General features: G+C 65.7%; 18 protein-coding genes. 8 read left to right on the top strand and 10 right to left on the bottom strand.

Annotated elements, in window-relative coordinates:
- The first annotated feature begins 92 nt into the window (after positions 1–92).
- Positions 93–944: an alpha/beta fold hydrolase gene (locus AC07S4_RS22945; protein ID WP_494988823.1), complete on the top strand. Its 852-nt coding sequence runs from the start codon at positions 93–95 to the stop codon at positions 942–944.
- A 2-nt stretch (positions 945–946) separates the two neighbouring features.
- On the opposite strand, the gene AC07S4_RS22940 is transcribed toward AC07S4_RS22945, so the two are convergent.
- Positions 947–1,879 (bottom strand): LysR family transcriptional regulator, encoded by a 933-nt coding sequence (locus AC07S4_RS22940; protein WP_494988822.1) that lies wholly within the window; start codon positions 1,877–1,879, stop codon positions 947–949.
- A 269-nt stretch (positions 1,880–2,148) separates the two neighbouring features.
- Between AC07S4_RS22940 and AC07S4_RS22935 the strand changes: the two genes are divergently transcribed.
- A complete protein-coding gene (locus tag AC07S4_RS22935) occupies positions 2,149–3,729 on the top strand; it encodes an isocitrate lyase (RefSeq protein WP_494988821.1) in 1,581 nt (526 codons plus the stop codon).
- Positions 3,730–3,830: 101 nt separating this feature from the next.
- Here the strand turns inward: AC07S4_RS22935 and AC07S4_RS22930 are convergent, their stop codons facing one another.
- Positions 3,831–4,796, bottom strand: a complete 966-nt coding sequence (locus AC07S4_RS22930) for a GlxA family transcriptional regulator (protein WP_494988820.1) — start codon at positions 4,794–4,796, stop codon at positions 3,831–3,833.
- Positions 4,797–4,902: 106 nt separating this feature from the next.
- Between AC07S4_RS22930 and AC07S4_RS22925 the strand changes: the two genes are divergently transcribed.
- The gene (locus AC07S4_RS22925) at positions 4,903–5,511 is read left to right on the top strand and encodes a cysteine hydrolase family protein (protein ID WP_494988819.1); all 609 of its coding nucleotides are present in this window, start codon (positions 4,903–4,905) and stop codon (positions 5,509–5,511) included.
- A 16-nt stretch (positions 5,512–5,527) separates the two neighbouring features.
- On the opposite strand, the gene AC07S4_RS22920 is transcribed toward AC07S4_RS22925, so the two are convergent.
- The 4 genes from AC07S4_RS22920 to AC07S4_RS22905 all read right to left on the bottom strand — a co-directional run bounded on the left by AC07S4_RS22920 (position 5,528) and on the right by AC07S4_RS22905 (position 10,708).
- Positions 5,528–6,508 carry a hypothetical protein gene (locus AC07S4_RS22920; RefSeq protein WP_494988818.1) on the bottom strand — a complete coding sequence of 327 codons (981 nt, stop codon included), beginning with the start codon at positions 6,506–6,508 and terminating at the stop codon, positions 5,528–5,530.
- 89 nt (positions 6,509–6,597) lie between these two features.
- Positions 6,598–9,288, bottom strand: a complete 2,691-nt coding sequence (locus AC07S4_RS22915) for a hypothetical protein (protein WP_494988817.1) — start codon at positions 9,286–9,288, stop codon at positions 6,598–6,600.
- On the bottom strand, positions 9,285–10,085 hold the full coding sequence (locus AC07S4_RS22910; protein WP_494988816.1) for a hypothetical protein: 801 nt from the start codon (positions 10,083–10,085) through the stop codon (positions 9,285–9,287). The genes AC07S4_RS22915 and AC07S4_RS22910 overlap by 4 nt, the downstream gene beginning before the upstream one ends.
- 86 nt (positions 10,086–10,171) lie before the next feature.
- Complete coding sequence (locus AC07S4_RS22905) at positions 10,172–10,708, bottom strand: DUF2058 domain-containing protein (protein WP_494988815.1); 537 nt, start codon at positions 10,706–10,708, stop codon at positions 10,172–10,174.
- Positions 10,709–10,859: 151 nt separating this feature from the next.
- Here AC07S4_RS22905 and AC07S4_RS22900 point away from each other — a divergent pair, with 151 nt between their 5' ends.
- On the top strand, positions 10,860–11,303 hold the full coding sequence (locus AC07S4_RS22900) for a nuclear transport factor 2 family protein (RefSeq protein WP_494988814.1): 444 nt from the start codon (positions 10,860–10,862) through the stop codon (positions 11,301–11,303).
- 51 nt (positions 11,304–11,354) lie between these two features.
- Here AC07S4_RS22900 and AC07S4_RS22895 read toward each other — a convergent pair whose 3' ends face one another.
- From AC07S4_RS22895 to AC07S4_RS22880, 4 genes are all read right to left on the bottom strand, one after another.
- The gene (locus AC07S4_RS22895) at positions 11,355–11,603 is read right to left on the bottom strand and encodes a PIN domain-containing protein (protein WP_494988813.1); all 249 of its coding nucleotides are present in this window, start codon (positions 11,601–11,603) and stop codon (positions 11,355–11,357) included.
- Positions 11,604–11,611: 8 nt separating this feature from the next.
- Complete coding sequence (locus AC07S4_RS22890) at positions 11,612–11,860, bottom strand: AbrB/MazE/SpoVT family DNA-binding domain-containing protein (RefSeq protein WP_494988812.1); 249 nt, start codon at positions 11,858–11,860, stop codon at positions 11,612–11,614.
- A gap of 78 nt (positions 11,861–11,938) precedes the next feature.
- Positions 11,939–14,926, bottom strand: a complete 2,988-nt coding sequence (locus tag AC07S4_RS22885; protein WP_494988811.1) for a TonB-dependent receptor — start codon at positions 14,924–14,926, stop codon at positions 11,939–11,941.
- Positions 14,927–15,089: 163 nt separating this feature from the next.
- Entirely contained in the window at positions 15,090–16,193 is a 1,104-nt protein-coding gene (locus AC07S4_RS22880; RefSeq protein ID WP_494988810.1) for a sensor histidine kinase, read from the bottom strand.
- Between the two features lie 237 nt (positions 16,194–16,430).
- On the opposite strand from AC07S4_RS22880, the gene AC07S4_RS22875 reads away from it, so the two are divergent.
- Genes AC07S4_RS22875 through AC07S4_RS22860 form a run of 4 tightly spaced genes read left to right on the top strand, consistent with a single transcriptional unit; the run spans position 16,431 to position 20,003 of the window.
- The gene (locus tag AC07S4_RS22875) at positions 16,431–17,639 is read left to right on the top strand and encodes a TIGR04552 family protein (RefSeq protein ID WP_494988809.1); all 1,209 of its coding nucleotides are present in this window, start codon (positions 16,431–16,433) and stop codon (positions 17,637–17,639) included.
- On the top strand, positions 17,620–18,402 hold the full coding sequence (locus AC07S4_RS22870) for a substrate-binding periplasmic protein (protein WP_494988808.1): 783 nt from the start codon (positions 17,620–17,622) through the stop codon (positions 18,400–18,402). The genes AC07S4_RS22875 and AC07S4_RS22870 overlap by 20 nt, the downstream gene beginning before the upstream one ends.
- 2 nt (positions 18,403–18,404) lie before the next feature.
- Positions 18,405–19,232: a type 2 periplasmic-binding domain-containing protein gene (locus tag AC07S4_RS22865; RefSeq protein ID WP_494988807.1), complete on the top strand. Its 828-nt coding sequence runs from the start codon at positions 18,405–18,407 to the stop codon at positions 19,230–19,232.
- Between the two features lie 51 nt (positions 19,233–19,283).
- Complete coding sequence (locus tag AC07S4_RS22860; protein WP_494988806.1) at positions 19,284–20,003, top strand: RDD family protein; 720 nt, start codon at positions 19,284–19,286, stop codon at positions 20,001–20,003.
- The last annotated feature ends 6 nt before the right edge of the window (positions 20,004–20,009 follow it).

The following is a 20,009-nucleotide window of genomic DNA, read 5'->3' as shown; positions in this document are numbered from 1 at the left end:
TTCAATCAATCAATTTGAATGATTCATGCAGCAGGCCTATCTTGTACTCATGCGCTGCGCCTTCCGCAGCAAACCAACCGAAAGGACATACCATGAGCACCTACGCCGCAGACCAAGCCGCCACCCAGTTCGCCACCATCAATGGCGACAGCATCGCCTACCGCAAGATCGGCAGCGGCAGCCCGCTGCTGCTGGCCAACCGCATGCGCGGCACGCTGGACACCTGGGACCCGCTGTTCCTCGAAGGCCTGGCCGCCGCGCACACCGTCATCACCTTCGACTACCCCGGCGTGGGCTATTCCAGCGGCAAGCTGCCGGCGGACATGAGCGACGTGGCCGCCATCGTCGTCGCCCTGGCCGCCGAGCTGGGACTGGACAAGTTCGCCATGGGCGGCTGGAGCTGGGGCGGCTTTGTGGCGCAGACCATGGTGGTGGAGCATCCGGAGCTGGTGACGCACGCCGTCATCATCGGCGCCAACCCGGTGGGCGAGAACGCGCTGCCCATCCAGCAGGCCTTCCTGGACCGCGCGCTGAAGCCCGTGAACGACCTGGCGGACGAGGAAGTGCTGTTCTTCGAACCGAAATCGGCGCGCAGCATGGCGGCGGCGAAAGCGTCCCACGAGCGCATCCATGCGCGCGGCGGCGTGACGGAGAAGATTCCCGCCACGATGGACGAGTTCATGGCCTTCCTGGGCGCGGCCCGCACCGCCCACGCGGACGCCAAGGGCCGCCGCGCGCAGCTCACGCAAAGCACTACGCCCATGCTGATCCTGGGCGGCAGCAACGACATCAGCACGCCGTCCGGCAACTGGTATCCGCTGCTGGGGCAGATCCCGCGCGCCCAGTTCATCATGCTGGCCGAATCGGGCCACGGCCCGCAGCACCAGTATCCCGAACTGTCGGCGCAGTACATCAAGGACTTCCTGCGGCTGGCCGCCAAATAAGTTCAGCTCTCCTGCGCTCCGGTGGCCACGCTGGCCACCAGTTCGCGGAACCAGGCGTGGCCGGCGTCGTTCTCGTGGCGCGCGTGCCACGCCAGCGACAGGTCCACGTCCGGCAAGGCAAACGGCAGCGGGCTGATGGCCAGCTGCAGCCGCGCCGCATAGGCCTGCGCCGCCCTGAGCGGCAAGGTGGCCAGCGAGGGGAAAGCTCCCAGCACAAAGGGCAGCGTGGTGAAGCGCGACGTGGCCAGCACCACGCGGCGCGCCAGCCCCTGCCGCGCCAGCACCTCGTCCACAAAGCCGGAAAAGCCGCCGCTGAAGGATGTCAGCAGGTGGGGATAGGCCAGGTAGTCTTCCAGCGAAATCGGCAGCGCCGCCGGCACCAGGGCCGGATCGAAGATGCAGGCGAACTGCTCGCTATAGAGAGGCATGCTGCGCAGCCAGCTCGGCACCGCCCCAAAATCCGCCAGCGCCAGGTCGATCGCGCCGCTCTCCAGCAGCTGGGCGCTGTTGTTGCGGTCGGCCGGCTTGAGCGCCAGCCGCATGCCCTGCCCGGCCTGCTCCATGCGCGCCAGCAGGGCCGGCGCCAGCGTTACTTCCCCGATATCGAACATGCCCAGCGTGAAGCAGCGCGTGCTGCTGGCCGGATCGAAGCCGGCCGGCGCGAACAGGGCCAGGCTCAGGTTCTCCAGCGCCGGCTTGACCGCTTCGGCCAGCGCCAGCGCGCGCGCGGTGGGCGCCATGCCGGACGGCGTGCGCACGAACAGCTCGTCGCCGGTGAAGGCGCGCAGCCGCGACAGCGCTGCGCTCACGGCAGGCTGGCCCAAATAAAGCCGCTGCGCCGCCCTGGTAACGCTGCGTTCACGCAACAAAGCGGTGAACACCAGCAGCAGATTCAGGTCCAGGCGGCGGAAATCCGCTTCATTGATGTCGATCATGCAATCATTTTACTCCAGTGGCATGCTGTTTATTCATGAGCCGAAAAGGCATTCCACATCATGGGATCCCGCACAAAAAAACGCAGCACGGCAGATTTCATTTTTCGAAAATTTATTTCATATAGCAAAATAGAGTAAATAAGTAATTGAAAAATAAGGAATTAATTTTACTTATATGTCTTATATAAGACCCTGTTGCGCCGCAATAAAAAGGCCTACTATTAATGCAAGCGGTTTCACTTTCTTGCCTTACCACCTAGGAGATTCTCATGTCCCAGTACCAAGACGACATCAACGCCATCGGCGCCCTGAAAGAACAGCAAGGCAGCGCCTGGAATGCGATCAACCCGGAGTCGGCCGCCCGCATGCGCGCCCAGAACAAGTTCAAGACCGGCCTGGACATCGCCAAGTACACCGCCAAGATCATGCGCGCCGACATGGACGCTTATGACAAGGACCCGTCCAAGTACACGCAATCGCTGGGCTGCTGGCACGGTTTCATCGGCCAGCAGAAGATGATCTCCATCAAAAAGCACTTCAACAGCACCGACCGCCGCTACCTCTACCTGTCCGGCTGGATGGTGGCCGCGCTGCGCTCCGAGTTCGGCCCGCTGCCGGACCAGTCCATGCACGAAAAAACCGCCGTCTCGGCGCTGATCAAGGAGCTGTACACCTTCCTGCGCCAGGCCGACGCCCGTGAATTGGGCGGCCTGTTCCGCGAACTGGACGCCGCCGACGGCGCCGCCAAGGCCGCCATCCAGGCCAAGATCGACGGCCACATCACCCACGTCGTGCCCATCATCGCCGACATCGACGCCGGCTTCGGCAACGCCGAGGCCACCTATCTGCTGGCCAAGCAGTTCATCGAAGCGGGCGCCTGCTGCATCCAGATCGAGAACCAGGTGTCGGACGAGAAGCAGTGCGGCCACCAGGACGGCAAGGTCACCGTGCCGCATGAGGACTTCCTGGCCAAGATCCGCGCCATCCGCTACGCCTTCCTGGAACTGGGCGTGGACGACGGCATCATCGTGGCCCGCACCGACTCGCTGGGCGCCGGCCTGACCAAGCAGATCGCCGTGACCGCCAAGCCGGGCGACCTGGGCGACCAGTACAACGCCTTCCTCGACTGCGACGAAGTGTCGGCCGACGCGCTGGGCAATGGCGACGTGGTCATCAAGCGCGGCAACCAGTTGCTGCGTCCGAAGCGCCTGCCGAGCAATCTGTTCCAGTTCCGCGCCGGCACCGGCGAGGCGCGCTGCGTGCTCGACTGCGTGACCGCGCTGCAGAACGGCGCCGACCTGCTGTGGATCGAAACCGAAAAACCGCACATCGCCCAGATCGGCGGCATGGTCAGCGAAATCCGCAAGGTCATCCCGAACGCCAAGCTGGTGTACAACAACAGCCCGTCGTTCAACTGGACCCTGAACTTCCGCCAGCAGGTGTACGACGCGATGAAGGAAGCCGGCAAGGACGTGTCGTCCTACGAGCGCAGCAAGCTGATGAGCGTGGAATACGACCAGACCGAACTGGCCATCACGGCCGACGAGAAGATCCGCACCTTCCAGGCCGACGCGGCGCGCGAAGCGGGCATCTTCCACCACCTGATCACGCTGCCGACCTACCACACCGCCGCGCTGTCGACCGACAACCTGGCCAAGGACTACTTCGGCGAGCAAGGCATGCTGGGCTACGTGGCCGGCGTGCAGCGCAAGGAAATCCGCCAGGGCATCGCCTGCGTCAAGCACCAGAACATGTCCGGTTCGGACATCGGCGACGACCACAAGGACTACTTCAGCGGCGAAGCGGCCCTGAAAGCCGCCGGTAAAGACAACACCATGAACCAGTTCTAAACAGTTTTAAGCAGCAGCCCGTTTTACCCTCGCCCACAAGGCAACCGGTCGCAAGCCCCCGCGCTGTATCCAGCGCGGGGGCTTGTTTTTTTGGGCGTCCATTATTTGGGGCGGAACTGTTTGCGGTAGGCGGCGGGCGAGAGCGAGAACGCGGCGCTGAACTGCTGCCGCAGCGATACGGTGGAGCCGAAGCCGGCCAGCTCGGCCACGCGGTCCATGGCCAGCTCGCCGGTCTCGAGCAGGCGCTGGGCGGCGGCCAGGCGGTGGTTCAGCAGCCACTGCGCCACGGTGGCGCCGGTGCGGGCCTTGAAGCGGCGCGTGAAATTGCGCCGGCTCATGGCGGCGCGCCCGGCCAGCTGGTCCAGGCAGAGCGGCTGGTCCAGGTGCGCCTGCGCCCACGCCAGCACGGCGTCCAGCGGGTCGCCGCTGCCGCCCTTGGGCAGCGGCTGTTCTATGTACTGGGCCTGGCCGCCGTCGCGGTGCGGCGCCACCACCATGCGCCGCGCCACGCGGTTGGCCACTTCCGCGCCGTGGTCGCAGCGCAGCAGGTGCAAACAGCAGTCGATGGCGGCGGCGGTGCCGGCCGAGGTGAGGATGTCGCCCTCGTCCACGTACAGCACTTTCTGGTCCAGCTTGACCTTGGGGTATTTGCGCGCAAAGTCCTCGCTCCAGACCCAGTGCGTGGAGGCGCTGCGGCCGTCCAGCAGGCCGGCTTCGGCCAGCACGAAGGCGCCCAGGCACAGGCCCACCACCCGCGCGCCCCGCGCGTGCGCGGCGCGCAGGGCTTGCAGCAGCGCTGGCGAGGGCGCTTGTTCGGGATCGCTCCAGGCGGGCACGATGACGGTGTCCGCCCGCTCCAGCGCGTCCAGGCCGTGCGGCACGGCGATGCTGAAGCCGGACATGGTGGCAACCAGCCCGGCCTGCTCGGCGCACACCAGCAGCGTGTAGCGCGGCCCGCCCAGGCGCGCCAGGTCGTCGCCGAACACCATGCAGGGCACGGACAAATGGAAGGGGCTGATGCCTTCGAAGGCGAGCACGACGATGGTGTGGGCTATGGCGTGAGGCATGGCCCAATCCTATCACATGTTGTCCTGCGGGCCGCTTTCGCGGACGGCGCGCTGGCCGGATACTGCTTCCTGTCGTCACTCAACATAAACCAGACAGGAGCACATCATGAACCATCCCACCATCCGCACCCTGGCCGGCGCCGCCGCGCCACAGAGCATCGCCGCAGGCAGCACCGCCCTGCTCGTGATCGATTTCCAGAACGAGTACTTCAGCGGCAAAATGCTAATACCGGACGGCATGAGCGCACTGCGCAACACGCAGCGCCTGATCGCGCATGCGGACCGGGCCGGCATGCCCGTGTTCCATATCCAGCACGTCATCCCGGCGGGCAGCCCCATCTTTGCGCAGGACGGCGACACGGTGCGCTTCCACAGCGAGCTGCAGCCCGGCGCCGGGCACGCGGTGGTGCAGAAGTCGCAGGTCAGCGCTTTCCAGGGCACGGACCTGGACCAGCGCCTGAAAGCGGCCGGCGTCAACACCCTGATCGTGACCGGCCTGATGACGCATATGTGCGTCACCGGCGCGGCGCGCGACGCGGTGCCGCTGGGCTATGGCGTGATCGTGCCGGAGGACGCCTGCGCCACGCGCAGCCTGGACACGCCGGGCGGCGAGCTGCCGCATGCGGCGCTGCACCGCGCGGCGCTGGCCGCCATTGCGGACGCCTTCGGCGCCGTCATGAGCACGAATCAGGTGCTGGAACTGCCGCTGGCATAAACAGGCTTGAGACCGCCTACCTGGCAATTGTCAACGCCACCGGCCCGGCGACAATGTCGTTGACCACCGCGTAGACCTGGTAGGCGGCCGGCGGCAGGGTTGCACGCAGCGCCGCCTCAAGCTGCACCTCGAACGCCAGCGGCACCACGTCGCCCGCCTTCAGCGCCGCGCTGCCGAAAACCGGCACCAGCACCTCGGTCTTACGCGGCTTGGGGTCGTCGATGGCGGCCACCAGCAAGGTGACGCGCAGCACCGCTTGCACCGCCCCTTTGCTGTCCGCCACGAGGTTGCCCGGCGCCAGCGCCACCTTGCCCGCGCCGCGCAGCAGGGAGCGCGGCGCGGCAAGTTCCAGCACCATGCCCGGGCCAGCCTGCGCATCCGCTTTCGCCTTCCACTCGGCCGGCGGCGCCGGTTTCTTTTCCAGGCCGGCCGCTTCGCCGTAAGGCCAGCGCAAGGATCTCAGCGCGGCGTCCGCCACGCCTTGGCCGCCTTGCAGCAGCTGGACCGTGGCAGTGTTGGACTTCCAGTCATGCATCAGCATGGTCACCGCGTAGCGCCCCGCCTGCCACGGAAGATTCACGATGCCGCGCACATCCAGCACTGTGGTGCTGGCGGAGGAACCGCGCGGCGCGTCCACGCTGGCGGCATCGCCCTCGGCGGACATGGGAATACCGTGCAGGCTTTGCTTCTTGGGACCGAAATACGCGTCCTGCACGCTGACCTTGCCGGTCAGCAGATCGGCCACCACCAGCGTGCTGTTGCGCTCGCCCACCACGCGCCACTGGCGTAGATTGCTGGCCACCACGGCCCACAGCAGCGGCAGGTTGTTCTGGCGCGCGGTATCGACCACGGCCGGCATGCCGAGCGCCGTGCCCTCGTAGCGCCCCAGCATGATCAGCTGATCCTGCAAGGCGCCCAGCCTGGCGCGGTCCAGGCGCGCGTAGTCGGCGTCCGGCAGATGCAGCAAGCTGGCCGCCATGTCCTTGTTTTGCTGCATAGTCGCTGCCCCTGAAGAAATTGATACGGCGGCGGCCAGGATCAGCGCCGCTACGCCACGGTTACGCAATCGCATACTGCTCCCGCCGCTCAAGGTTTGTGGAAATCTTCCGCCAGCACATAGGGCTGGCACTTGGGGCAGAATTTATGGATGCCCCATTTCATCGGCCCGGCATCGTACATCACGCACAGGTACTTGGTTTTCTTGCCTTCCTTGCCGTCATTCAGCTGGCAGTGATTGCCTTGCCCCCGGTCCTTCTGCTTGGGATGCTTGGGCAGGGAGTCCGGCTGCTTGCCGGGACGTGGCGTCTGGTTGAAAGAGTGGCCGAACTCATGGGTAATCGTATCGAAATAATCGTCGTTATCCGTGGGGTCGTACACCGCCAGCGTATGCCGGACGCTGAAGCTCTCGCCAAGAAAACCCTTGGCCGTGTTGCACCGTGCCACCACGTACACCGCGTCGTCGGGCGAGGGCGGCGGCACGATGGCAGGCAGCGTCACCTGGATGTGGCCGCGCTTTTTGCGTGGAATGGGCACCGTGGCCGCATTGGCGGCGAGCGGCTGCTGCGTCTTGTCGGAATCGCGGTACCAGTAGACCGAGACCGCCATGCTGCCGCCATTCTTCATTTCCGGCTCCACCACGTACAGGTTGCTGCCGACGTAAATATCGATCGCCTGGCCGCTCATGTCCGTCTCGATCGGCTCACTCTTGCCGGTGACGGGGTCCTTGGGGTCGCATTGGTAGGCGCAGACCATCAGATGCCGCTTGACCGGCTGGTCCGTCTGCGTCACCAGCAGGGCCGCCACGTCATCCTTGTTGTAGCTGCCGATATTGGCGACGCCGGCAGTCGAGCTGCTGCCCGGTTTGAGCATGTATTCCGGGTAATAGGTGCGGGCCGGCGCGCTGCCGGCGTCGAAATCAAAGGTATTGGCCAGTTCCAGCTCGGTGTACACCTCCTCGTAGGCCTTCTCGGTAGCGTCCGCCACGGGAGGAGTAAAGCCGGCGTCCTTGGTCAACTGGTACCAGACTTTGCGCCAGACGGTGATGCTGTCGTCCTTGGCCGTCACCGGTTTGCGCTTCGCCAGTTCCGCGTGGCCGTCCACGTACTTGGCCAGGTGCGGATCCTGGTCGATATAGGCCGCCGGGTGGAATTTGTCGCCGCCGAAGCGCGACAGTATCACCTCCACCTTGGCGTAGCCCGCGGCGTCGGTCTTGGCCGAAAGGTGCAGGTATTTCTTGTAGTCCTGCTTGTCCAGGTGCTTCAGGTCAGCGGATATTTTCTTCCAGTCCCAGCTCTTGGGCATGTCCACGTTCCAGTTGGCCTTCTTCCGGTTGTCCTTGTCCGGCGCCAGCATGAGGTGCAGATCCACGTCCGCCAGCGCCACGCTCAGCTTGGCGCCTATGGTGACTTTGCGGCCCTCCGTCCCCGCCAGCAGATTGATGTGGAAGCGTTTCTCGGTATCGTCCCAGGCGGCACCAGTGGCAGGCGCCTGGTAGTCCACCTTCACCTCGTCGATTTTCACCACCGTGAAGCCGGCCCAGTCGCCGTGGCGCTTGGGGGTCTTGGCCAGGCCGCCGTCGGCGCGGTCCATGCCCAGGTCCAGCTTTACGTCCAGCAAGGCGCTGGTGGCGCTGCCGCCCTCCACCCAGAACTCGTGCTCCTTGGCCTTTAAATCCGCCACCGTGATCTTGACGGGGTTTTTCGGATCGTCGTCCCATTCCTTGCCATGGATGGCCAGCGTACCGGTGGTGGCCGTTTGCGTCAGCACGATCTGGTAGTCGTCGGTGCCGTCCGGCCAGTGCTTCTTGGTGTATTTCTTAATGAGCAGCTTGGCGCGGGAAAAGTTGCCGTTGTCTTGCTCATGCAGCAGGCGGCCCATTTTCGTCACCTTGTCGGCGTCGGCCATGGCGGCCGGCTTGGGCAGCTTGAGTTTGTTGAGCGCGTCGGCGTCGTCCGGCTTGCCTTTCAGGTTCAGCAGCTTCGCGCGCTCATGCTGGTGCAGCACCATCTCCAGTTCCACCACGCCCATGCCCTCGACTGCCGCTTCGTCCACCCGCACGCCAGGCAAGGACGGGTCGGTCAGCTCCAGTTTGGCGCTGAACTTGCCTGCGGTCTTGCCGCGCAAATACAGCTTGAGTTTGGTGTCCGCCGCAAGCTGCTGCGCGGTCAGGTCGGCGGTCAGCTCCTGGGTGCAGGCGGCATCAAGGTAGACCTTCACATTGTCCGGCGTACAGCTGAATTTGCCGCCGCCGGGATAGGGATAGGTCTTGCTGCTTTCGGTGAAGGACAGCTCCACATAAGTCGGGTCCGGCAGCAGCTTGGGCTGGCTGGCGTCCTGCAGGTCGCCCAGGCCCCGGTCCAGCATCACCACCTTGTACTCCAGTTCCAGCTTGGGTTTGACGATGTTCTTCTTGTCGACCTTGAGCTCGACGGTCTTGCTGTCGCCCTGCGCCAGCGTGACCGTGCTGGTGGCGGCGGGCAGTATCACGTAATCCTTGTCGTCCGGCGCCAGGATGGCGGCCACGCTGACCGTGTAGGTGCCGGGCGATACCGCGCCGAAATCGGCGATGCCGGTCTTGGCCTTGCTGGCCTTTTGCCCCACTGCGTTGACGTTGGCGCAGATGGTCTTGGGGCCGTCCACGTCGCAGCTCACCTTCACCAGCAGCTTGGGCCGCTGGGCCTTGGGACAGGGCTGGACGGAGCCATCCACGGCGCCGTCGCCGCCCTTTTTCATGTCCTGGTCCAGGGTGGCAGCCTGGCTGCTGCTTTTTCCACTCATGCTGCGCGCTCCTGTTGCGGGGGGTGTACGGGCTCCTGGCCGGACAGCGACTGCGCCAGATGCGCCATCGCCGCCGCGTACAGCCGCCCGGTGCGCTCGGCTTCGCTGCCTATGCCCGCGTCGTTCAAAATGGCGGCGGCCCAGGGATGGAGGGGATCGTGGTCGAAGCCGCTGCCCAGCATGAACATCAGCTCCAGGAACACGAAGACGCCCGCCGGCGCGGCCAGGCCATATTGTTTGGCGCGGCGCCTGCCGGACCAGATCACGCGCCGCATCAGCGCGTCGCCCTGGTGGCGGTATTTTTCGGGATAGAAGTGCTGGAAGATGGCGGCCACGTCGCTGATCCAGGCCTCGCCGCTGCGGCGCGGCGCGTCTGCGAGGTCGAAGGCGCGCATGCGCAGCATGGCGCGCACCACGTGCTGGCCGTCGCTGCCTGCGGTGGCGGCGAGATAGTCCAGGGTGGCGGCGTACAGCTGTTGCAGCCGCATGGTGGGATCGGCGATGGCCTGCTCGTCCAGGTAGTCGGCCACCCAGGGCAGCTGGGGGTCGCTGGCGAAATCCACACCGAGGATGAAGCTCAACGCCACATAGATGCCGGCCTGGCGCTTGCTGGTGTAGCCCCTGGCGGCCGCCGCCTGCACGCCCTGCCGGGCCAGCAGCAGGATCTGGTCCGCGCCGCCGGCCTGCCGGCATTCGCGCGGATAGGAAGCCACCAGCCTGGCGGCAAGCTCGTGTTCAAAACGCTGGCGCAACAGCGGTCCGAACGCTTTCAGCTGGGTGTTTCGTATGACAAGCATGGGCCTCCCCGGCGACGCGCACTATCCTGAAAAATGCCATTCAGAATGTTGATGTTACTACAAGTGCGCATTGCCGGGGTGGGGCTTTACCACATCAGATCATCAGGAATCTTGAAGGCGGCGTAGGGATCGTCCTCGTCGACTTCGGCGCTGGCCTGTTTCACGCGCACCACGATGGATTCGTCGCGCTCGGCGATCTTGTCGGCGATCACGCGCGGCACCAGTTCCACGGCGCCGTTCAGGCACACGATCACCAGGCGGCCGGCAACCAGATGGGCCTGCACCTCGGGCGACACATAGATGCGCTCGATCTTGGTGCCGAAGGTGAAGTTGTAGGGCACGTCGCCCTTGCCCTTGTTCTGGCGGTTCTGCTGCACCATCTGCGCGATCTGCGCCTGGATGGCTTTCTGCGCGGCGGCCGCGTCGCGCTGGGCGTTCAGTTCGCGCGCGCGTTCGGCCTGCTTGCGCTGGATTTCCAGCGCAGCCAGGCGCGCCTCGTCCACGCTCTCGGTGCCGGTGCGGCGCTCTTCCTTCTTCTGTTTGCTCTTGTCCTGGTTGACGACCTTGACCTTCTTTTTGTCCACCAGGCCGGCTTTGAGCAGCTGATCTGCCAATGAAACCATAATCTAAACTCCGTGCGAAAGACGCTAGCATAGCAAACCTTGGCGCCGTCCTTGACTTCCGCCGGACCGGCACTAGGCTTAACAGATCGGCTCTCTGCGGCACGACCATCCGCGACTGCTGTCGGACTGCCGACCTATCAGGAGGTATGTCATGGGCATACAGGAAAACAAGCAGCTGGTCATGGAAGGCTATCGCCTGTTCCAGACCGGCGACATCCGCCAGCTGCTCGAGCGCTACCACGACGACGCCGAGTGGCTCGGTCCCGAATCCGAATTCGTTCCCTTCGCCGGCTGTTTCCACGGCAAGGCCGAAATCGCGCAGTTCTTCCACAAGCTGGATACGTCGGTGAAGGCGCTCAGCTTTGTACCGCAGCAGTTCATTGCCGAAGGGGATCAAGTAGTGGTGACGGGCACGGCCACCTGGATGGCCAGGAACACCGGCCGCAGCTACGACAGCCCCTGGGTCCACGTGTTCCACCTACGCGACGGCAAGGTGGCGCGCTTCCAGTCCTATTACGACACCGCCGGCGCCGAGCGCGCCCTGCACGTCGACCAGCCCGGCCAGACGGCCAGCGCGGCGCAGCTGCACCACTAGGCCTCAGCGCACCAGCAAATCTGGACATCGCTTACACAGCGGCGGGCAGGATTACCTGTGGCGACATCCCCAGTTTGGCGTGCCCAGCAGGTGAGCCGCCACCCGGCAGAAGGCAGCTGGCGGCAAACCATAGAATCCGCGCATGACCCATTCAAGTTCCAGTACCACAGTCAATGGCACAAAAAGGGATGGCGATTCCAGCATGACTTTGCGCGCGGCGGGGCTTTGTCTCGCCGCTTCTTTGTCATCCGGGTCGTCGCAGTAGAAGCGCGCGAGGATATTGGTATCGACCGCAATCATGGGTAGGGCTAGCTCTTGGCAAGCAACGATGCGGCGTCGAAATCTGAAAGTTTTCTTGCTTTGCCGCCAGAGGGAATTTTCACCATGCCGTAACCGGCGGCGGGGTCCGACTGTGTTACACGGCGGCGAACAAGCAGCCGTATCACACCACCCTCGTCGACAAACTCAAGCTGTGTCCCCGGCGTCAACTCGTAACGGGCACGGATTTCTGCCGGGATGACAATTTGTCCCTTCTCAGTAAGCGTAGCGACAGCCATGACGCACCTCCGTTCGATGTGTTTACCCAGTTTAGCACCAGCTTACCAGGTAAGGCACATCGAACAGAACTGCCTACATCAGTACTTGTAGGTCAGGCCCAGCACGAAGGTGCGGCCGGAGTGGACGTAGAGCAGCGTGTCGTTGCGCTGCAGGTCGCGGCCGTAGCGCAGCGCGGTGTCGGTCAGGTTCTGGCCTTCCAGGCTGACGCGCAGTTTCGGCGTGATGTTGTAGGACAGGCTGAAGTCGATATTGGTCGAACCGTCCACCACCGTGAAGTCATGCCCGGCCACATCGCCCAGCACGTTCAGCAGATAGGCCGAACGGTGCGCCGCCGAGACCCGCGCGCTGAACTTCGGATCTTCGTAGAACAGCGTGATGTTGTGCGCGTTCGGCGACAGGCCGGTGAAGTTGGCGGTCTTGCTCAGCAACTCGTTGGCCGGCGTGTTCGGGTTGTCCACCCGGGTCACGTAGGTGATCTTCGAATCGACGTGGGTGTAGTTGGCCAGCAGGCCGAAGTTGTTCCAGCCGGCTGGCAGGAAGCTGAACGGCGCCTGCAGGTTCACTTCGAAGCCGTTCAGCGGACCGCCCGGCGTGTTGACCTTGCGGCCCACCGTCACCACGGTGTCGGGCAGCGTCGGGCAGGCCGGCGTGCCGCCGGTGATGCTGCAGCCGCCGCCGATCAGCACCGAATCAGGCAGCCCCAGCGAGGAGAACACCGCGCGCTCGGAGACGCCCTGGATAAAGGTGTTGATCTCCTTGCGGAAGTAGCCCACCGACAGCAGCGCGTTCTTGGCGTAGTACCACTCGGCCTGCAGGTCATAGGTGCGGGCGCGGATCGGGTCCAGGTTGGGATTGCCGATGGTGACCGACTGGTTCTGCGTGGACAGCGTGGCCGACGGCGCCAGGTCGGTGTACTCCGGACGCGACAGCGTCTTGCCGGCCGAGAAGCGCAGCAGCACGTCCTGCGGCAGCGACGCGGTCACGTTCAGCGCCGGCAGCACGTCGCGGTATTTGTGCTCGACGGTGGCCGGCGTCATCACGCCGTTGGCGTTGATCATGGCGAACGAGGTGGCTTTGGTTTCCGCGCCGCGCACGCCCACATTGCCGCGCAGGCCGATCGGGCCGATGTCGTACTTGAAGTCGACCGAACCGAACAGCGCGTTGATGCCCTCTTCCACGCCACGGTCGGCCGCCGCCAGGTAGTTGTACTCGGAGCCCGGCACTTTCGAGCAGTGGCATTCGATATCGTAGATCGCGCGGAATTTGTCCAGGTCCACCGCCGTCCACGAGGTCGGCACGCCGCTGCCGCCCAGGCCGCGGCCGAAGCCGTCGATCTGGCGCGTGATGCTGGCCATGGTGGTGCCGGCCGGCAGCGTCAGTCCGTTGCCGCCCGAACCGATCTCGACGTTGGTCCAGGTGTTCTTGCGGTTCGACAGGCCGCCGCGCAGCGTGAGGTTGTCGTTCAGCTCGTAGCTGGCGTTGATGGCGTTGGTGCGCAGCTTGTTCTTGGTGTGCAGGTAGCGGCCCACGAACTGGCCGTGGAAGGTGCCGTCCGCTTCCTGCGGCGCGAAGCTGAACAGGCTGGGGTTGGCCACGTCCATGCCGAAGTTCAGCGTCGGCACGTTGCGGTTGTTGCGGAAGTCGAAGGAGAAGCCGTCCACATTGGGGCGGTCGAACTGCACCGTGGCGCGCATCGGTTCGTCCAGGTCGGAGTTCGAGATGCCGGTCAGGAAGTCCACTTTCAAGCGGTCGGTGATCTCGCGGCTGCCGGACAGCACGTTCTGGCGGAACAAGGTGGTGTATTTGTCCAGCAGGCCTTCGGTGCGGATGTCCACCGCGTTGAACTTGCCGTAGTCCCAGCTGCCGTTGGCGTCGAAGTGGGCGTCCAGGATGGAGGACTGCGGCTTGCCGTTGGACTGGCCCAGGGTGCGGCCGAAGGAGATGGCCGAGATGTAGTTGTCGTAGCGGTCGTTGACGAACTTGCCGCCCATGAAGTCCAGGTTCAGCTCGGTCTTGGTGTCCGGACGCCATTGCGCCGACGCGGTGATGCCGGTGCGCTCGTAGTTGGTGAGCGAACGGCGGTAGCGCGGAATGCGCGGCGCGAAGGCGCCCGAGCCGGCGGCCGGGCTGGCCACGGTGCCGCCGTAGTTGTCCAAGCGGCCCATCACGTCGTTGTAGGCGGCCAGGTTGGAGGTGCGCGGCACGCCGGTGCCGCAGGCGGTGGCGGTGATGCCCTTGGCCGGGGTGTTGACCGGGTTTTGCGGCGCATAGCCCAGCGGCGAGCAGAAGCCGCCGTCCTGGCTGGCGCTCAGCAGTTCAACCGCCTCGTAGCCCTCTTCCTGCACGGTGCGCTTGGAATAGGCCACCGAGGCCAGCGCGCCTATCTTGCCGATCGGGGTGTCCCAGCGGTCCGAGTACAGCGCGGTCACGCGCGGCTCGGCCTTGCGCGACAGGCCGTTCCACGATTCCTGGCCGCCCAGGCTGAAGGTCTGGCCCTTGAAGTCGAACGGGCGCGCGGTGCGCAGGTCGACGGTGGCGCCCAGCGAGCCCTCTTCCACGCTGGCTTCCGAGGTCTTGCGCACTTCCAGGCTGTTGAACAGCTCCGAAGCGAACACGCTGAAGTCGAAGCCGCGGCCGCGGTTGGTGCTGCCGTTGATGTCGGAGGCGCCGGTGGCGGTCACGCCTTCGATGCCGTTGATGCGCACGCGCGTAAAGCCCGCGTTCAGGCCGCGCACGGTGATCTGCTTGCCCTCGCCGCCGTCGCCGCGCGTGAGCGATACGCCCGGCACGCGCTGCAGCGACTCGGCCAGGTTGGCGTCCGGGAATTTGGCGATGTCTTCCGCCTTGATGACATCGACGATGCCGTCGCTGTTTTTCTTGGTGTTCAGCGCGCTGTTCAGGCTGGCGCGAAAGCCGGTCACGACCACCACGTTGTCGTCTGGCTTGTCCTTGCCGCTGTCCTGGGCCTGCGCTTGCAGCGAGGTGGCGAGCGTCAATACCGCCAGGGCGATCAAGGTGGGTTTCAAAGCGGGAAGATGAGGGGTGTTACCGTGCCGGCTAGTCATGTTGCTTCCTTGTGATTTATTTGTTTGGAAATGAAGCGCGCGTCCCAACGCGATTCCGATCATATGCGGATTCATTTCGCCCGGAACATGGCCGGTTCAAATAGTCACTGAGTTGAGCAACTGGCTGATCAGCTGACTGATCAGATGATTGATTGGCCACCCGTCAGGCGACCGTGGGCGACCCTTGGTGGGGGCGGGCATCGCGCGGAATGTCGATGACGAAGGTGGTGCCGTCCTGTTGGTTGCTTGCCACAATAATGCTGCCGCCATGCGCCTCGGCCACTTTGCGGGCGAACGGCAGGCCCACGCCCCAGCCCTGCGCCGCGTCCTTGGCGCGCGCGGCGCGGCGGTAGACCTGGAAGATGCTCTCGCAGTCCTCGGGCGCGATCGGCTCGCCGTCGTTGTGCACGGCAATCGCGACGCGCTCGAGCATGACGCTGACCGACAGCTGCACCGGCGCATCCGGGCGGCCGTACTTGATGGCGTTGCCGACCAGATTCTCCATGGCGCGCCGCAGCGAATCGCGGCACCAGTAGCCGAGCAGCGGCTGCGGCGGCAGCTCCAGCTCCACATGCCCGGCCGAAGCGATGGCGCCGGCCACGTCGCGCGCCAGCTCGGCCAGGTCGAATTCGCTGATGCGCAAGGCCAGCTTGCCGCAGCTGCCGAACACGATGCGGTCCAGCAGTTCGCGCGTCATGGTGTCGATCCGCTCCGCGCTGCGCAGAATGGTCTGGGCCAGCTGGCGCACGTCGCCGTCGCCGGCGTTGCGCTCAATCAGCTCGGCGGCCATGCGCGCGTTCGACAAGGGCGTGCGCAGGTCGTGCGTGATGGCGGCCACAAACTGTTCGCGCAGCGCCGCTTGCACGGCGGAAAATGCGTTGGCGCTGTCGCGCATCATATTGTCTATGCTGGACGAGATCAGCGCGCGCTGCTCCGTATCCAGCGGCGCCGCGGCCTGCTCCAGCCGGGCCAACAGCACGCGCTTGAACAGCTGCATTTCGTGGATCAGGGTGGTGATGTCGTAGGGCGTCAGGCGCGCGCGCTCGCCGCCGTGCTCGGTGGCCAGCGCCAGCAGGTCGCTGACCGCATGCTCGCGCTCGCTCTCGGTCAGCAGCAGGGCCAGCGTATCGACGATGGCGGGCAGGGTATTGCCCAGGATGGAGGTATGCAGCGCTCCCGCCTTGCTCACTTCGGACCGCACCACATCCATCCAGGCCGTCACCACCTCGCTGCGGCAAGCCAGCAGGGCCTGAGTCGCCGGCGCCAAACCCGGCTGGCCCGGATCGGTTGTGCCTGTCAGATTTGAAGTCATGAGCAAGTATAGCGCCGGGGTAAGCGGACCGACGCCCGCTTGAACATGCCGCCAGACGTGCTGCGGCGCAGCATGCCCAGGCGGGCGCCGGCCCGCGCCGGCGATCAAATTGCAACGCCGGCCAGAGCCCGATTGACCGCCGCCCGGCACAGGGGGATACTTGCTTATCGGATAGTGGTGATGGTCGAGGACATGACTGAACTGCATGCTTCACTCAAGTGCGCGCATAAATTCTCGCTGAACTGGGGCTACCTCAACGCGATCGCCAGCGGCGTGTCCGCCATCGACCTGGGCGCGCTGGCGCTGCGCAATCTGCACGACGCGCGCCAGTTCGTGCTTGAATACGGCTTCGACCTGGAACAGCCGGCAGCGCCCGCCGTGATCGCGCGCGCGCACCGCGAGGCGGTGGCCTTCATCGCCTGCACTTTCCTGGAGCCGGGACAGGAGGCGCTGATCCCGCATGACGTGCGCAGCCCGGACGACCCGCTGCAGCTGCTGGTGTACGCCTCGCGGCGCGGCATGCACGCGGACGCGCTGCGCATGTGGTCGTGCGCGGTGCTCAAGGTCATGCACGGCATCTTCTACATCGACAACAACCTCAAGCTGCGCCACTTCAACACCATCCGCGAGCAGGTGTTCGCCTCGCTGGACGAGGTGATACGCTGCGAGGACGGCCACTACTTCCTCACGCACGGCGACACCTGTTTGCCGCTGCTGCATTTCGACCGCAAGAACAACAAGGGCCGCAACAGCATTTTGCTCAAGCTGCTGCAAAAGGCGGCCTACCTGGCGGCGGACGTGTACGACCACCTGGGCGTGCGCATGATCTTCAACACCCGCTTCGAATGCCTGCTGGCGCTGCAAACCCTGCAGCGCGCGCATCTGCTGTCGGTGACCAATGTGGATTCGCAGCGGACCCGCAACACGCTGCTGGACATGGAGGCGGCCAAGGAGGTGTTCTGCAAATACCGGCCCATGCTGGAGCGCAGCGAGCAGTATCCGGCACAGCTGCTGCTGCGCATGGACGACGAGCTGCTGGCGCGCTCGGAACCGCAGAACCGGCGCGACAATCCGCACAGCGGCGAAGGCTTCAGCAGCATCCAGGTGACGGTGCGCAAAATGATACATCTGCACGCCGACGATGCGGGCGGCAGCAGCCTGCCCATCTTCGCCGCGCAGGACGCGGCCGGGCAGGAATCGGTGGAGCCGGACTACGACGTGGGCTTCTTCTTCGAGTACGAGATCCAGCTGATGGACAAGGCCAGCCATGACCTCAGCCTGAGCGGCCCCGCCAGCCACGAGGCCTACAAGCGGCGGCAAGTGGAGACGGCGCGCACGCGCGTGTTCGGCCGCGAACTGCTGCGCTGGATGGAGAGCCACGATGCCGCCGTCATGGCCTGACCGGGCGCGCCTGGCGGTCCTGTGCTGCGTCGCCCTGGCCTGCCCGGCCGGTCCGGCGCACGCCGGCCCGCTGGTGCTGCGCACGGCGGCGCAGGACAACAACACCCTCAAGTACGAGCTGCGCGCCAAGCACAAGGGCATCTGCGTGGACGTGATCAAGGCGCTCGAACACGCCGACCCGCAACTGCACTTCAGCGGCTGGACCCAGCCCATGTCGCTGCCGCGCATAGAGTCGGCGCTGGCGGAGGGCCAACTGGACGCGTTTTGCGCGCTGATACGCACCAGCGCGCGCGAAGCCAGATTCGGCTTCATCGACATTCCGGTCTACACCGTGCGCCACAAGATCGCCGTGCGCGCCGACGACAAGGTGGTGGTCAAGTCGCTGGACGACATCCGCAAGCTGGGCCCGGACAGCGTCATCATCGTCTCCAAGGGCACGGCGCACGAAGCCATGCTGCAGCACGAGCCGGGGCTGCACGTGGACGCCACCAGCCGCGACACCGACGTCAATCTGCGCAAGCTGCTGCACAAGCGCGGTCGCTTCTTCTACCACACGGAAAACGCGCTGCGGCGCTATATTGCGGACGAGCAGCTGAAAGGCATGATACGGCTGCTGCCCACCGTGTTCAAAGAGGACGCGTTGTATTTCGCGGTGTCGCCCTCGCTGCCGCCCGCCGCGGTGGAGCAGCTGCGGCAGGCGCTGCGCACGCTGGCCGAGCGCGGCGAGCTGCAGAAAATCTACTCCGGCTACAAGGAGGACTAGGCATGCGCGTCCCGCGTCCCGGCGCCGAGCCTGCCACACGCCTGGCCGCGCTGTTATCCGCTGCGATGCTGGCTCTCGCGCCGCAGGGCAGCGCAGCCGCAGGCACGGACCTCCCGCCGCTGGTCATGTGCTACGAGGATGTGGCGCAGCGCCCCTGGACCACGCCGGACAACAGCGGCCTCACCTTCGAGCTGCTGCGGCGGGTGGAAAAGCAACTGGGCGAACGCTTTGTGTACGCCGCCAAGCCCTGGCGGCGCTGCCTGGAAGAGCTGCGCCTGGGTACGGTCGATGCGGTGATCGCCGCAGCCGACAGCAAAACGCGCCGCAGCTTCGCCGCCTATCCGCTGCTGGCCGACGGCAAGGCCGACCCGGCGCGCGCCCTGTTCACGGACACCGTGAACGTATTCCTGCGCGTGGGCGGCAGCGGCAGCTGGGACGGCCAGACCCTGACGGCGCCCAAGCAGGAGGTGGCGGTGCAATCCGGCTACCTGGTGGGCTCGGTGCTGCGCGAGCGCGGCTACGTCACGCGCGAACTGGTCAAGTCGGCCGACGACGGCCTGCGCCTGCTGGCGAGCGGCATTTTCGACGTGGCGGTCCTGCAGGGCTTGGAGGCGAGCCGCCTGGCGCGCAGCGACGCGCGCTTCCGCGACCGGGTGGTGCAGGCCGGGCCGCCGTACCGGGTGGTGGAGTTCTACCTGGTGTTCAACCTGGCCGCCTACCGCAGCGCGCCGCAGCGCGCGGACGCCATCTGGCGCGCCATCGCCGCCGCGCGCAAGTCGGCCGACTACCGCCGCCAGGCCAGCGAGGCAGGCGTGGCGGAGCCGCCTTAGCGCGGGCGGAACGCCGCACGGTTTACTTTTTTTGCAACTCCGTGCTGTTTCTTGGATACAATAGCTCTCCATGACCGCACATCCACCACGGCCTTGATCGACGGCCGGCTCTCGCTCACCACGCCGGAAGGCACCCGCCTGCTGCTCACGCCGGCGGGACCGGCGCCGCGCGCCTGGGCCTGGGCGCTGGACGTCACGCTATGGCTGGGCTTTATGCTGGCGGCCAACTTGCTGCTGAGCGGCCCGCGCATGGCGCAGGGCGTGCTGGCCCTGCTGGCCTTCGTCAGCTACTGGGGCTATCCCGTCATCTGCGAAATCTATTTCCAGGGCCAGACCGTGGGCAAGCGCGCGCTCGGCCTGCAGGTCCGGCGCGACAACGGCCTGCCGGTGGGCTGGCGCGAATCGGCGCTGCGCAACCTGCTGCTGGTGGCCGACTTCCTGCCGCTGGCCTACGCCACCGGCCTGGCCTGCATGCTGTACGACCGCCAGTTCCGCCGCCTGGGCGACATCGTGGCCGGCACGCTGGTGGTGTACCGCGACAAGCCCCCTGCCCGCCCGGCCGCCCCCGCGCGCGAAGCGGTTCCGCTGCCGCTGCCCTTCCCGCTCACCTCCGCGCAGCAGCGCGCGCTGGCCGACCTGTTCGAGCGCGAACAGGGCTTGCCGCAGGCGCGGCTGGATGAACTGGGCGACGTCGCGCAGCCGCTCACCGGCGCCACCGGCGCGGCCTCCCTGGAACGCCTGCGCTCCTATGCGGCGGGGCTGAAGCAATGAGCGCGC

The organism is Pseudoduganella sp. GW821-FHT05F09, assembly GCF_059419605.1.
Note: the sequence above shows the minus strand (reverse complement) of the source record. Positions and strands in the feature narration are given on the sequence as shown.

Bases quoted from the DNA above. Each gene is read 5' to 3' on its own strand.
- AC07S4_RS22930 (WP_494988820.1), bottom strand. From the start codon at position 4,796: ATGCCTCACGCCATAGCCCACACCATCGTCGTGCTCGCCTTCGAAGGC.
- AC07S4_RS22910 (WP_494988816.1), bottom strand. From the start codon at position 10,085: ATGCTTGTCATACGAAACACCCAGCTGAAAGCGTTCGGACCGCTGTTG.
- AC07S4_RS22865 (WP_494988807.1), top strand. From the start codon at position 18,405: ATGCGCGTCCCGCGTCCCGGCGCCGAGCCTGCCACACGCCTGGCCGCG.
- AC07S4_RS22900 (WP_494988814.1), top strand. From the start codon at position 10,860: ATGGGCATACAGGAAAACAAGCAGCTGGTCATGGAAGGCTATCGCCTG.
- AC07S4_RS22890 (WP_494988812.1), bottom strand. From the start codon at position 11,860: ATGGCTGTCGCTACGCTTACTGAGAAGGGACAAATTGTCATCCCGGCA.
- AC07S4_RS22905 (WP_494988815.1), bottom strand. From the start codon at position 10,708: ATGGTTTCATTGGCAGATCAGCTGCTCAAAGCCGGCCTGGTGGACAAA.
- AC07S4_RS22940 (WP_494988822.1), bottom strand. From the start codon at position 1,879: ATGATCGACATCAATGAAGCGGATTTCCGCCGCCTGGACCTGAATCTG.
- AC07S4_RS22925 (WP_494988819.1), top strand. From the start codon at position 4,903: ATGAACCATCCCACCATCCGCACCCTGGCCGGCGCCGCCGCGCCACAG.
- AC07S4_RS22870 (WP_494988808.1), top strand. From the start codon at position 17,620: ATGCCGCCGTCATGGCCTGACCGGGCGCGCCTGGCGGTCCTGTGCTGC.
- AC07S4_RS22945 (WP_494988823.1), top strand. From the start codon at position 93: ATGAGCACCTACGCCGCAGACCAAGCCGCCACCCAGTTCGCCACCATC.
- AC07S4_RS22935 (WP_494988821.1), top strand. From the start codon at position 2,149: ATGTCCCAGTACCAAGACGACATCAACGCCATCGGCGCCCTGAAAGAA.
- AC07S4_RS22895 (WP_494988813.1), bottom strand. From the start codon at position 11,603: ATGATTGCGGTCGATACCAATATCCTCGCGCGCTTCTACTGCGACGAC.
- AC07S4_RS22920 (WP_494988818.1), bottom strand. From the start codon at position 6,508: ATGCAGCAAAACAAGGACATGGCGGCCAGCTTGCTGCATCTGCCGGAC.
- AC07S4_RS22885 (WP_494988811.1), bottom strand. From the start codon at position 14,926: ATGACTAGCCGGCACGGTAACACCCCTCATCTTCCCGCTTTGAAACCC.
- AC07S4_RS22915 (WP_494988817.1), bottom strand. From the start codon at position 9,288: ATGAGTGGAAAAAGCAGCAGCCAGGCTGCCACCCTGGACCAGGACATG.
- AC07S4_RS22875 (WP_494988809.1), top strand. From the start codon at position 16,431: ATGACTGAACTGCATGCTTCACTCAAGTGCGCGCATAAATTCTCGCTG.